A 14162-nucleotide genomic window follows, 5' to 3' on the forward strand; every position below is an offset into this window, starting at 1 on the left:
TCTTTTTTAAAAGTTTTTTCGATTTCGTTTTTCGAAATCTTTCAGCAACTCATTTATCATAACTCATCGTTTGTTATTTGTCAAGAACTTTTTTGAAGTTTTTTTCGATAGAATCAAGCTTCGCAAGCTGTTCTTTTTTAACGACTCAGTTATCTTATCACGTCTAAAAACATGTGTCAACTCTTTTTTGGAATTTTCACAAAATGTTTCAATCAGATGCGACAACGTTGTTTAATATATCATTAAAAAAAATAAAGGTCAAGCTAAAATAATATTTTAGCTTGACCTTATTATAATTTCAACGATTGTCAAAAGTATTGTTTGCAACTGTGTTCCCTGTTTCTATTGATAGAATACAGCTTTCGAAACATAAGTTTTGAACTGCTTCGATTCGTCCAAATTCTTTTGCAGTTATTGTACAATGAGTAAAGCAGACATCTTCTATAGGTTTTTCAGGAAATGCTACCAAGTCAAAAGCCCGAGAAGGAAGTGGATAGCCTGGAGAAAGACTTGCCTGTACATTTTTGACATGTATGTTTCTGACTTTTGTCATTTGTTTTGATTCAGGTATTTCTTCAGCCACTGCTTGCCAACTTTCTGGCATTCGTTTAAGATCATTGCTATTTTTTCTATTATATTCATTATGCCAGTCCATTATCCAAGAAAACGGAAATTGTACATCCATCATATTCAGGTTTTCTACCCTGATATTTTCAATCACTCCCCCTCTTTCTCTTGAAGATTTCATTCGAATACCACAGTCTGACTGAAAAAAATCGATATCGTGAATATACACATCACTAATTCCAGCACTAACTTCGCTACCAATAGTTACACCGTAACCTGAACGAATGTTACATCTCGCAATCTCGATTCTTGATGATTTTCGATTGACTCTTGCACCGTTACCGTCCCTACCAGATTTAATAGCGATACAATCATCACCACAGGCCAAATCACATTCATAGATACGCACATCTGTTGAAGAATCAATATCAATCCCATCTGTACTTGGCCCATCATTATGACGGATGATTACTTTTTCTACTAATACATCGTTAGAATAAGTGATTTGCAGGTTCCAAAAACCTGATTTTTGAAAAATCAAATCACGAATGACAACATGTTCTGCATGATACAGTAAACACGCGCGCGGACGCTTAATAGCATAATCTGCAATCCAACGCAGTCCCTTTCGATCATATTCAGCTCTTGTTCCGCTTTTTTGGTCTTTCCCCCAATATAGTTCCCACCAATGCTCTCCTTGACCGTCGATTATTCCTTTTCCTTCTATAAGAATATCTTTTGCTGAGAGAACATTCAAAATCGCTGCTGGCCATTTCATTTCTATTCCAGCAACTCGTGTATCAATCTCTGGAAATGCTTCGATCTCTGTTTTCCCCTTGAGAACAGCCCCTTCTTCGAAGATGAGATGGCTCTTATCTTTTAAAAAAAGTGCACCGACTAAATAAATACCTTTTGGAATAAATACGGGCAAGTGTTCTTTTGCACCTTGATTGATTGCCTTTTGCAGCATTACTGTATCATCTTGTTGAATGTCGTTTGTTTTAAAGTCTAAAGCATTGATGAACTCTTTTTTTGTCTGCAATACTTTTCTCCTTATCTTTCATTGATTTTTTTTAATTCTTCACCAATAAACACAGTTTTCGAACGATTCAGCGGATACCCTACTAACAAAATGATTGCGGATACAAATAAACAGAATGCTGGTAGCAAGTTTGCCATCGTATAAATTCTTTCTTGTACTAAAACTGATTGGATAGCCCCACCTGTTGTAGACGATTGGTAACCAATGAGTGCTAGCATAAATCCTCCGACTGCTCCTGCGCATGCTTGTCCTACTTTTCTCGCAAAAGAATTCACTCCGTATACTGTTCCATCTTCTCTTAAGCCTGTCTTATATTGATGATAGTCAATCACGTCAGTAATGAATGCCCAGACCATCAAATTGAATAAACCAGATCCTAAAGTAGCAATAAATAAAAGAATCAGATATACCCATGCATTGGTTATATGAAGGAAATACATCAGCAAGTACATACATGAAGAAGCGAGTAACGCAAATACGCTTGCTTCCTTTTTACCAAATAATTTTGTCAGCTTTGTAGCAAATGGTGCTAAAACTACTACTGTTCCGTAAGTAAATAAAAGAGCAACAGACATTGCTTGTTTATTATGGAAGTAATCATTAAATAAATAAGTCATATTCGTCCCAGCTAAAATCTGATTGATCACAATGAAAATGTCAACAATGACTAAAATAATCAGTGCTCGGTTAGCCAACAAACCTTTTACCAACTGAGAAGCAGACACTTTTTCGTTTTTGACAACTCTTACTCGTTCAGTAGTCAATTTACAAGTCAGCATGTATGCGACAAATGCAATTGCCGCACATCCGATGGAAATCCAAAAGAAATGATTCCCCGAAACGACTTGCTGCCCACTCTTGTTATGGGTGTACATCAAAATCGGGATAAAGAACCCTGTAGTTGACCCGCCAATCGCAGAACCAATGCTTCGGAATGTGGATAACGAGGTGCGGTCATTAGGATTTGAACTAATGGCTGCTGCCATTGCTCCATAAGGGATATTGATTGTTGACAGAAAAATACCATAAACAATATATGAAACAAAAATATATGCAATCTTCACCGTCATTGGAAGATGTTGGACGAATGGTAAAAACAAAATGACTGTCACTAAGCAAAATGGATATTTCATTTTTCTGATCCAAGGAATAAATCGGCCAGCTTCTGTTAACTCTGAGACATCGCATAATCTTCCAACCATCACATCAGCAAACGCATCCAAAATTCTTGAAATCAAGAATAACGTACCTACAATTGCTCCTGAAACACCAAGAACATTCGTATAATAAATCATCAAGAAACTATTGACCAAACCTAAAATAAAACAGTTACCTAAATCACCGAACATGTAGCCTATCTTATCGGAAATCCCAAATTCCTTTTTTTCTTTTTTTACTGTATTTGCTGTAACAGCATTTTGTGAAAGCATTTGAATTCCTCCTACCTCTTCTAGTAAACGTTTTCAAAATTATAACTCTTTTTTTCTTGTTTTGATATTCACAATATTGACATTTTATTGCATTATCTTGACAGAAAAAAAACAAAAATACGTTTAAAAACATTGTCAGAAAAGGGCATTAATATTATTTTCATAACATCATAGATAAACAAAAAGATTCACTAACTAGCAAAAACAAGTTAGTGAATCTCTATTTATTAGAGAGTTAGATTATTCAAGATCTTTTCCTTCGTACTTAAAAAATTCAAAGTCCGCAAAACTTCCTCTTTTTCTATTCAAATCATGTACGACTATCCCGATAAAATTCCCGGTAAATCCACCTGAGAGTATACACATGTTTTTTTGTAGACCTACTTCCTTCCATTCTTCAGATGGTGTGTCTTTCAAATAAAACTGTGCTGTCTCTTTCCTTACGGCTACTTTCAAGAAAGTCTTCTTTTCTGTGAGTGGAATCCTCCAATCTTCTATTTGTGCAACTCCGTTTTCTGATTCTATCATACGAAGACATTTTCCCTTGTTCTCATCCCAAGTAACATAGCAATAAATATAATTGGATTCATTTAGGTACAATACCAGTCCAGCCATCTGATTAAAATTATTAGGTGTATATTCAAATGCTGTCTCCGCATCAAAAGTAAAATCCGTTTGCCGAATAGCTAATAAGTGATGGTCAAAGGTAGATTGAAGAGATTCACCGGCAATCAGTCGTAAAAAACCAGGTCTAGTTTTTGTATCACACCAATCAGCCCTTGGCAAAACACGTCTGGCATTCCAGTTCTTTTTTAGCTCTCCTTCAAATGTATCCATAAACTGATGATCTCTCTCTTGTTGTACCTCTTCATTCGTCTCAATCATTATTTCTTCCATCGGAGTTGTCTGGTTATCTTTAAGCCTTAACCAATCGTCGGACGTCCAATACACTTCTTGGATAGCGGTTTCTCTTCCCAAAATAGCCGCACCGTTTAATGGTCTGGTACAAAGATATGTCATGTACCATTTTCCTGACGGGGTTTGTACTAAGCTCCCATGTCCTGTACATTGCAATGTAGAAGCAGGTTTGTCACTAGCTGTCAGCATAGGAAAACCAGGATCAAGCTCGTAAGGACCAGTAATCTTCTTTGCTCGGCAGACTGTGACTGAATGTCCTCTTCCTGTACCGCCTTCTGCTGTCATCAAATAATAATACCCGTTACGAAAATACAAATGCGGTGCCTCTGTTTTCGCTAATTCTGTACCTGCAAATATTTTATAGATGGGACCGTCAAGCTTCTTCTTCTCTGCATCATATTCTTGCAATACGATACCGCTGGATTTATTCGGTGTGTCCAGACGATAATCCCATAATTCATTGACAAGCCATTTTTTTCCTGTTTCCAAATCATGAAACAAAGAAGGATCAAAGCCGTTACTATTTAAATAAATCGGTTCGGACCAAGGTCCTGTGATCTCAGATGCAGTAATCAAGTAATTGTGGACATCTTTAAACGGACGGCCTGCACTTTTGACATCTGTGTAAACAAGATAGAACAATCCATCAGCATAACTGATTTGCGGTGCCCATATGCTTCCGTTTGTAGGATTTCCTTGCAAAGATACTTGAGTGGTCAAAATATCCGTTGTATGTGACCAATTGACTAAATTCTTCGACTCATATACTCGAATTCCTGGAAGCCATTCAAAAGAGGAGACAATAATGTAATATCGGTCTTTCGCTCTTAAAATATTAGGATCTGGATTGAACCCTCTTAAAATAGGATTTTTCACTTTGATAGTCTGCATGATTCAGGCTTCCTTTCTTATTCTTACTCGATACAAACTGAATGCCCCAGCGGCAAAATAAAAAAATGCAAAAGGAAACGCAATAAACTGAGTGCCGACCAACAATATAACTCCCGTTATAAAATACAAGCCAGTGGCAGTTGTTAAGTATTTTCCTTTAGCCGTCAAAAATAGTGCTACTGCTAAAAAAGAAAGTGAAATAAACAATACAACGGCAAACAGACCAGTCATGTCCTGTAATAGCTCAAATGTATTTTCTAAAGACAAAGTTGGATGATCGACAGCAAGCGACTGATAACTTTTTTTAAACTCTGACGCAGACATATTACTTAAAGTAACTGCTAACCCGCCAAAGAAAATCAGAGATAGGCTGCCACCGATCATTCCTAGCAATAGTTCCCATTTTCTTTTCATTTCAGAACCCCCTGCTTTTCTAAATGGATCCATTCAGGTCTTTTGATTGGTGTTTCATAATTGTTATTTCGTTCAGAGAATTTGGCAGTCTGTTCATTTTTCTTGTCATCCCAATTGTCCCAACCAGTTGGGTGAACATGCCCACCTATCTTACACGCTTCAAACACGACATTTGCATACGGACGCCACGGTCTTCCTAAATAGACGTTTCTAGTATCAGGCTCTGCAGTCAAGGTACAGCTTTCAAAACGATACCCTGATTTTTGATTTTTCAGCGTAGATGCTGCTGTGATGTATCCAGGATTTTTACTGGCTAAGCTATGGATACGGCACTGGCGAAAAACTGCATCTGCCCCACCAAATATGAAATCCACCGTTCCTTCAATCCAACAATATTCATAGGTCTGACGACAATAATCAGGATTGGCAGAAGCCGGTGTACAAAAAGGTGTACCATCTTTTTGCAAGTCAGGCAACGGACCCGTGCATAAAGTATCCTGATAACCAGTTAGTCGACAGTTTTTTAACAATACGCGATCTCCTGAATTGAATAAAGCAACAGCTTGACCTACTTTTTCTCCTGGACCTGCTGTATTTTCGATGTGAAGATTTTCTAATACGACATTCGATCCTTCTAAGAAAAAAGTAGCACTTCGGAAAGTCCCTAACTGGCTACCGTCAAGATACTCCTGTTTTGCAAAACGATTACCGGAGATCACTACTCTTCCTGTTCCCATAAGTTTAAAATTGGATAATCTACTTTCTATATATTCATCATATCTTCCTTCTTTTACTATCAAGACCTTTGGATGGCTATCCGGCAGGTCTGCCAAATAATCGATTCCTTCTTGGATAGTTTCAAAATCCGTCGGGGTATCTATAGAATTTTTTCCAATTATCAGTTTGTCTTTCATCCTCATAAATGCTCCCTTATGAATTGTTTCCAAATGTTTCTCATTTCTTGTGTTTCCATATGACCGCCTGTTAAAGAAAAAGAAGAAAAGTTTTCTGGACTACCCATTGATCGATACTTCTTGTCCAGTCCTTTTCTCAGCTTCAGTACGCCTTCGTCCAAGCACATCGTATCGTTTTTTCCAACTAAGCTAAGACGAGGGCGCGGAGCGATTTTTTCTTGGATTGCTAACGTTGTATAAGCTGTCAGTAGGTTTGGCACATAGTAATAAAACCCATGATGATCTAGGCGACGATGTAGCAAAAGTGTTTCGATGTCCACCTGTGCCGCTAGATCAATACAAACTTTGACACGAGAATCCAATGCCGCCACCCACCAGCTTAATAAGCCTCCCATAGAAAGACCAATCGTTGCGATCCGTTGAGTATCTGTGTCTTCCCTTGTCTCCAAATAATCGATCAAGCTGATCACATCATAAATACGCATTCCCCATAATGTTTTTCCTGTTAATAAAAATTGTTTGAACAACTCGCTTTCGGAAATACCTCCGCGTTCTTCAAATCCCCAAGCATCAATCGACCAAACAGCATATCCCATTCCTGTCAGTACTTCTGCAAAAGATGGAGAAGCTAAGTAAGGAGCACCATGGATCAATTCACTTTTCCCGACTGAAAAATCTCCGCCGTGAGAATGCAGGTAAAGGACCGTCGGAAACGGTCCTTCTTTCTCCGGGTAAGCATAAAGTGCTGGTACTGTTTCCAATTCATTTAAGTACAGTTGATAATATTCAAGCATAAACCCATTTTGTTTTTCTCTGTATAATCGCTTTCCACTAGGAGTAAGTCTGCTAGATGGATCACCTAAAAAGTCATTCAACTGCATAAGCAAAATTTTTACGAACAACCAGATCATCCATGTTTTCCGATTGAGTTGACCGGAATTTCTCAATACTGATTTCTTTCGTATTTTCTAATAGAAATGCTGGTCCTTCATGATTCTCAATCGTCATTTGATTAAAGGTAACCTTCTCCGCAAAACCAATGTAAAATCCTTGCTTGCTCATTTCCTCTATCCCTGTCATCATAGCAGGGACACCGGGAACTGCATCTTGGGCCATTGAAACATCAATATTATCAAATGTGATTTCTTGTATAAACTGTTCTGCTAATCCATAAATAAATCCTGCAGAAGCATGGACATTCCTTGCCGTGATATTCGAAAAATGGATCCTTCTGAATGCTGGTGTCCGCTCATCTATCGGATAAGCCGTTTTTTCCCATACATATGGTTCTTTTCCTCGCGGACCGCAGAAATAATAAAGATTCAGTATAAAAGGACACATCACATTATCCATGACTATATTGGATACTCGAATATCTTCAACGATCCCGCCTCGACCTCGTCTAGATTTCAATCGTATTCCTCGATCAGTTTCTTGGAAGATACAATTTGAAATGGTAATATTACGTATACTACCACTCATTTCACTTCCTAACACGACCCCTCCGTGTCCATGGACCATCGTGCAATTTGTAATCGTGATATTTTCACAAGCAATTCTTTCGTACGTATCTTCAGTCCCTGCTTTGATTGCGATACAGTCATCTCCCACGTCAATATGGCAATTACTAATACGCACATTTTTGCAGGATTCTGGATCGATGCCGTCTGTATTTGGTGAATCCGCTGGGTTCAAAATCGTCAAGTTGTCAAACGTCGCGTTGCTACAAAGAATTGGGTTGATCGTCCAGCTTGGTGACTGGATCAGTTTGATATCTTTCACAGTGATTCGATGGCAGTTATGGAAACTCATCAATTTAGGACGAGGATAAGCCAGATTATCTGGTTCGTTTCGGAAAGTATGCCACCATTTTTTTCCATTTCCATCTAATGTACCGAAACCAGTGACAGAGATGTTCTCTACATTTTGTGCATAGATACAGGAAGCATAGACTTTTCGATGGACTCCTTCCCAACGTGAATGAACAATAGGATAATCTTTTGGATCGTCAGAGAATTTCAAAACCGCCCCTGCGCTCAAATGAAGTTCTACATTGCTTTTTAAAAATAAAGCCCCTGTTAAAAATTCACCTGCTGGCACAACTACGGTTCCGCCTCCTGCGCTTGCTGCTGCATCAATCGCTTGTTGTATTGCTTCAGTATTCAATTCATCAATTGATGCGCCAAATGTCAAAATATCATACATATTTATAATGCCTCCACTTCGATCAATGCTTGCAAGAATGCACCGACACCTTTTTGATCATTACAAATAATCGGCTCACTGATGTAGTAAGCGTATGAACCATCTCGCTGTTCTGCTCCGCCTAACCCTGCTACTTGACAGTTTTTGTTCAAGTTCAACCAGCCTTCTTTTGTTTCAAGAACAAATTCATCGAGTAGTCCTTGATGAGATTTTTTCACTTGCGGCAGCCACTCTTCTTTGTTCAGCAAGCCTAAGCGTATCCCTTTAGCCATTGCGTAAACAAACATACTGCTGCCAGAAGCTTCCAGATAATTTCCTTTCCGTTTTGTTTCTGTTGTTACTTGATACCATGTCCCACTGTTTTCTTCTTGATACGGAAGTAATGCGGTCAATGTCTTTTCTAAAATTTCCTTCAGCAAAGAACAATCCGTTTCCGCATGAAGCAATTCATAGGTATCTGCCGCAGCCATCAAATACCAGCCAATCGATCGACTCCAGAAATGATGAGATAAACCTGTTTCTGGGTCAGCCCATGGTTGGACTTTCTTTTCATCCCATGCATGGATCAGTAAATTTGTTTTTGGATCGAATAAATGTTTATAGCTGATTTCAAACTGTCTCAAGACATCTTGGTAATCTTTTTCCTCACTAAAATTCTGGATAAATTCAGCATAAAAAGGTGAGCCCATATATAATCCATCTAACCAAATTTGATAAGGATAAATTTCTTTATGCCAAAAAGCCCCTTCGGATGTACGCGGATGGTTTGCCAACTGCTGGGAAAGGAGTTCTGCTGCTTTTTTATATTTTTCTTCGCCTGTTTCTTTGTACAATAAAAAGAAAAGCTTTCCTGTATTTACATGGTCGATATTGTATTCTTCAACGCTGTAGCCACGGATCGTTCCATCTTCTTGCACGAAATAGTCGATATTGTCTTTTATGAAATCAAAATAAATTTTTTCTTGGGTTTGTTCCCAAAGTAATTGGAACCCTTTAAGTACGACGCCATAGTCATAAGACCATTTTCCTTTATACCACTTTTCTTCATATAAGCGAGGTGTTCTTTCCATGATGCTTTTTGCTAATTTCTTTGACCAGTTTTCCATTATTTGCTCTCCTTTAAAAGTTAAAATAGGATGTGGGACAAATACCAAGCAGTATTTGTCCCAATCATCTATACTATTGTGCGGCTTTGTATGCTTCCTCGTACTCTTGTGTGATTCGGTCGCCACCTTGTGCTTTCCAGTCTTCTACAGCTTTCTTGAATCCGTCTTCGTCAAGCTGTCCCATGATGTATTGCACTGTAGCATCAATAACGATTTTTTCGATTTCCGATCCTACTTCATTGTTCGTCGGTGAATCCAATGGCACAGAAGGATCCATTACAGCGAATTCTTCGTTTTCTTTGATCAATTGATTCGACAATTCTTTTTCAGGATCTGCGTCTTTGAAAGAGAACGTTACTTCACTAGGGCGAGAACTTGATAGCGGTTGCACTTCTTGTTGCCAAAGATCCATATCGATAAATTCGATAGACCCATCATCATTCAATTCATAATGTGTTCCCTCAATACCACCAGTCATCAATTTATACATATCTTCTTCTAGAAGATCATCAACAAATTGCAGTAATTTCTTCAATTGTGCTTCGTCTTTTACTTGGGATTTAGGAAATGCTAGCAAACCGCCAATACCATTTCCTTCTGACCAAACATGATAGCCGCCGCCTTCACCATCTGAGATCTTGTTTACAGGAATTAACTCCATACCATCTTGAATGCCTTGTCCCATTGTTTTCAGGTTCTTGATATCCACCATCCCAGTGTAGATTCCTGTTTTTCCTTGTGCAAATTGTTCTTGCTGGTCAGTCTTTTGAGTAACCGCAAAATCTTGTGCCAAATAGCCATTCTCAAATAGATCTCTTGAGAAGTTCAACGCTTTCATGTATTCTTCTGTATCAAATTCTGGAGTAAATTTGCCATTATCGTCTACAGCCCAGCCATTCGGTGCTCCAAAATAAGAAGTGAACAGCTTAAAGCTGGTATAACGAATATCACTAGGCGCACGATCACCAAAACCAACTGTATCATCCACACCATTTCCATCTGGATCGTTTTCTGTAAATTGTTTAGCTACTTCGTAAAGTTCATCCATCGTAGTTGGAACATCTAATCCAAGATTATCCAACCAGTCTTTTCGAATGACTAAACCAGCACGAGCATAGTCCTTTTGCATTGGCACACCATACAATGCTCCGTCGATACTTGCAGCTTCGATCCTATCCTCAGAGATTTGGCTTAAGTTTTTATAGTCTTTTAAATATTCCGATACATCCCAGAATACGCCTGATTTCAACGCACTTCGGACAGAAGAGTTTTTCAGCATAGCAATTTGAAGTGTAACGATATCTCCTAGTTCGTCAGAAGCCAATGCAGTTGTCAGTCTTTCTTCTTTTGAAGCATCAGGAATCCAATTGAATGTAAGTTCCGTATCGGTTTTTTCTTCTATTAGGTTCACGATTGTGTCAGTTGGGGGTGAAGCATGGTGTAAAATATTCAACCAAGTGATTTTGGTTTTCCCATCTTCTGTTTCTGAAGAACTGTTGTTTGAACTGTTGCCACATGCGGCAAGTGCTAAAATTCCTGCAAAACTAAGACCTAATTTTACGAGCGTTGCTTTTTTCATAAATTTTCTCCTTCACTGTTTTAATGATATTTTTGTTTTCTTCTGTTTTTTCTGTATATGAGTTCTTCCATTCCAAATGGCAAAATATAGAATTTGCTGTCCACGTGACTGCGGAAAAGAAGAGACTGCCACCGATAAAGGTTAAAACACCTGGCATTGTTTGGATGATCATCAGGTAAATCCCCACCAGACTTAGTATTAATACTAATGAATAATGAAGATGAGAGAATCCGAACAAAAATGCCATTTTCATTTTGAAAAAATATCCTTTCCAATCATAATGTGCCATGATTGGAAAAATATAGAGTGCTGAGAGCAAATACAAGAACGCAGCAATATACAAAGCGACTCTAAGATACCAATTGTGTATGAAAGAAAGATCCACAAGTAAAACAACTCCGATGACGCCGTATATCCAGCTCATCAGCAAGGTTTCACGATAGTTTTCTTTAAAATATGAGAAGTACGTTTTCGTCAAAGGAAATGTTTCTTTTGTGCGCAGCCATTTTCTAATCACTGCAACCATTGCATAAGATGCAGGACCAAAAGTAAAAACCCCCAGACCTGCAATGACTAAACCACCCCACAGAAAATTCAAATAAACCAACTGTAAAATACGATTTAGCCTTCCATTTATTTTATCTAATGACTGCAGCATGTCTTTTCCTCTCTTTCTAAATTAGTAAACGCCGTCTTCTCCTAGCTTTTTGGCGATCTTGTTAGCTAAAATTACCATGAATAATCCTACGACCCCTTTAAACAATCCCATTGCTGTACTGAAACTTAATTGTCCATTCTTCAATCCAGCTGTATAAATGTAGGTGTCGAAAATTTCTGCAACACTTCGATTCAATGAATTCAATAACAAGTACATATGCTCGAAACCTAAGTCCAGTGTCTGACCGATTTTTAGAATCAGCAAGGTAATGATTACTGGACGAATCGCCGGCAATGTAACATGCCATGTTTTTCGCAAGCGTCCTGCGCCATCCATTTCAGCTGCTTCATATAACTGTGTATCTACTGCAGTGATTGCTGAAAGGTAGATGATTGTAGACCAGCCCAACTCTTTCCAGATTACTTGTCCAATATAGACTGTTCGTGTCCACTCAGGAGATGTCAGAAAACTGATTTTTTCGAATCCCATCGTTGCAAGGAATTCATTCAATACCCCTCCGTCAACGTTCAAAAATACATAAGTAATCGAAACGATGATTACCCAAGACATGAAATGAGGGATGTAAATGATCGTTTGAATCCCACTTTTCAGTCGCTTGTTCGTTACTTCGTTTAATAGTAGGGACAAAATAATTGGCATCGGAAAAAATACGAAGATATTTAACCCGAACAAGATCAAAGTATTCCTTAATAAAGTAAAGAAAGTCGGCTCTGTAAACAAACGAATGAAATGTTTGAATCCCACCCAAGGACTGCCCATTATCCCTAAAAATGGTTGATAATCTTGAAAAGCAATAACGAGCCCTCCCATAGGAAGATACCTAAAGATCAGGAAATAAAGGACCCCCGGCAGAATCATCACGTATAAAAATTTATTCGTTTTGATTCCTGCAATTATTTTTTTTCGTCTTCTGAGCTTTTCTTCTTTTTTCGATAGCGTCAGTTGAAATGGTTCTTGTTTCTTTACACTTTCCATAAGCCCCTCCTTAGTTTTATGAATGTTTGCTGCTTATGTCTTTATGATAGATAACTATCCGAATTACGTATATAATCATTTTTATCGCATGTAAAAACGCTTACACAGCAGCGATTTTTATACTTGCAAAATATATAAGTGTATTTCTTCACAAATAAGATACGCCTAGTAACTATTCTATTTTTTTCTATCTGACACTTAACGTAGGAAATGATTATATACGTAATCTTTCACCGATGATAAATTGAATACATAGAAACAGAACATTTAATTTATTTTGAGGAGGAGCCTATCTATATGAAAAAGAAAGTCTCTATAGGAGAAAGAAGTTTTACATTTTTCAACAATACGTTTCTGATCTTGCTAGCTTTGATCTGTATCGTGCCTTTTTTAAATATCATCGCTACATCTTTCGCTTCTACACAAGAAGTCGTCGCGAAAAAATTTATCCTTTTCCCTACTACCTTTTCTCTAGACGCGTATCGTTATATTCTATCTACGCCAACTATTTTTAGAGCACTTGCTGTTTCGATTGGCGTTACCGGGGTTGGGACGATCGTCAGCATGTGCGCAACTTCACTGATGGCATACGGGCTTTCCAGAAAATACTTGTTTGGTCGAGGATTCGTCAACTTTCTTGTTGTATTTTCTATGTTGTTCAGCGGGGGGATGATTCCCACATTCTTAGTTGTTCGTTCTCTGGGACTGGTCAATTCTTATTGGGCAATGATCTTGCCTGTAGCTGTTAATGCAATGAACATGATCATTATGAGAAACTTTTTCCAAGCCTTGCCGGATAGTTTGGAAGAATCGGCAAAAATGGATGGTTGCACAGATTTCGGTGTATTTTTCAAAATCATGCTGCCATTAGCGTTACCGTCTATTGCTACTATCTCACTTTTTTATGCTGTTACTTACTGGAACACTTATATGACCGCTATTTTGTATATCAACGATTCATCTAAATGGCCGATACAGATTCTTTTACGTCAGATCGTCATTGTATCAAGCGGGATGCAAGCAGAAAGTAGTGCCGTTGATGTGATTCCACCAGCACAAACAGTTAAAATGGCTGTTATCGTTATTGCCACAGTCCCTATGCTGATTGCTTATCCTTTTGTTCAGAAATACTTTGTCAAAGGCGCACTCGTAGGTTCTGTCAAAGGTTGATTATGTATGGAACATAAAATAGAGGTTATGAAAGAGACGTTCAGCCTTATTTTTATAAGCTGTCTCTTGAATACCGTTTATTCGCAAAAAAGGATTGTGACAAAGCTTTGGTCACAGTCCTTTTTGCGTGCTTAGCCTTGAAATTTAACTATTCATAAAGACAAATACTAAGGTTATTCTCCTTTCTTTTATTGCTTGAATCAGACCACAAGAAAAACACCCTCTTGTTTAAACGGCGTTTATCTTGTTGATTCTGCGGCAATAAAATCAGC

General features: G+C 38.1%; 12 protein-coding genes. 1 reads left to right on the forward strand and 11 read right to left on the reverse strand.

The genetic code is table 11. The features are described from left to right. Nucleotides 1-298: 298 nt before the first annotated feature. The 11 genes from RWU19_RS12670 to RWU19_RS12720 all read right to left on the reverse strand — a co-directional run bounded on the left by RWU19_RS12670 (nt 299) and on the right by RWU19_RS12720 (nt 12720). Nucleotides 299-1609: a glycoside hydrolase family 28 protein gene (locus RWU19_RS12670; RefSeq protein ID WP_123838165.1), complete on the reverse strand. Its 1311-nt coding sequence runs from the start codon at nt 1607-1609 to the stop codon at nt 299-301. 11 nt (nt 1610-1620) lie between these two features. Next, nucleotides 1621-3039: an MFS transporter gene (locus RWU19_RS12675; RefSeq protein ID WP_002297765.1), complete on the reverse strand. Its 1419-nt coding sequence runs from the start codon at nt 3037-3039 to the stop codon at nt 1621-1623. A 240-nt stretch (nt 3040-3279) separates the two neighbouring features. Then, nucleotides 3280-4848, reverse strand: a complete 1569-nt coding sequence (locus RWU19_RS12680) for a glycoside hydrolase family 43 protein (RefSeq protein WP_123838166.1) — start codon at nt 4846-4848, stop codon at nt 3280-3282. Between the two features lie 3 nt (nt 4849-4851). Then, entirely contained in the window at nt 4852-5262 is a 411-nt protein-coding gene (locus tag RWU19_RS12685) for a DUF4064 domain-containing protein (RefSeq protein WP_002316128.1), read from the reverse strand. Then, entirely contained in the window at nt 5259-6182 is a 924-nt protein-coding gene (locus tag RWU19_RS12690) for a pectinesterase family protein (protein WP_316002597.1), read from the reverse strand. The genes RWU19_RS12685 and RWU19_RS12690 overlap by 4 nt, the downstream gene beginning before the upstream one ends. Continuing rightward, nucleotides 6179-7057: a dienelactone hydrolase family protein gene (locus tag RWU19_RS12695; protein WP_002373242.1), complete on the reverse strand. Its 879-nt coding sequence runs from the start codon at nt 7055-7057 to the stop codon at nt 6179-6181. Before RWU19_RS12695 ends, RWU19_RS12690 begins: the two co-directional genes overlap by 4 nt. Continuing rightward, a complete protein-coding gene (locus tag RWU19_RS12700; RefSeq protein ID WP_104764796.1) occupies nt 7044-8381 on the reverse strand; it encodes a glycoside hydrolase family 28 protein in 1338 nt (445 codons plus the stop codon). Before RWU19_RS12700 ends, RWU19_RS12695 begins: the two co-directional genes overlap by 14 nt. 2 nt (nt 8382-8383) lie before the next feature. Next, complete coding sequence (locus tag RWU19_RS12705) at nt 8384-9487, reverse strand: glycoside hydrolase family 105 protein (RefSeq protein WP_002310857.1); 1104 nt, start codon at nt 9485-9487, stop codon at nt 8384-8386. A 73-nt stretch (nt 9488-9560) separates the two neighbouring features. Beyond that, nucleotides 9561-11066: an extracellular solute-binding protein gene (locus RWU19_RS12710; protein ID WP_123838168.1), complete on the reverse strand. Its 1506-nt coding sequence runs from the start codon at nt 11064-11066 to the stop codon at nt 9561-9563. Next, complete coding sequence (locus tag RWU19_RS12715) at nt 11032-11724, reverse strand: YesL family protein (protein ID WP_123838169.1); 693 nt, start codon at nt 11722-11724, stop codon at nt 11032-11034. Before RWU19_RS12715 ends, RWU19_RS12710 begins: the two co-directional genes overlap by 35 nt. A 21-nt stretch (nt 11725-11745) precedes the next feature. Further along, a complete protein-coding gene (locus RWU19_RS12720) occupies nt 11746-12720 on the reverse strand; it encodes an ABC transporter permease (RefSeq protein WP_002320509.1) in 975 nt (324 codons plus the stop codon). A gap of 297 nt (nt 12721-13017) precedes the next feature. Here RWU19_RS12720 and RWU19_RS12725 point away from each other — a divergent pair, with 297 nt between their 5' ends. Then, nucleotides 13018-13890, forward strand: coding sequence for a carbohydrate ABC transporter permease (locus tag RWU19_RS12725; protein WP_002329939.1), 873 nt, complete (start codon nt 13018-13020; stop codon nt 13888-13890). The last annotated feature ends 272 nt before the right edge of the window (nt 13891-14162 follow it).

The organism is Enterococcus sp. 2STP (assembly GCF_032465635.1).
Taxonomy (GTDB): domain Bacteria; phylum Bacillota; class Bacilli; order Lactobacillales; family Enterococcaceae; genus Enterococcus_B; species Enterococcus_B lactis.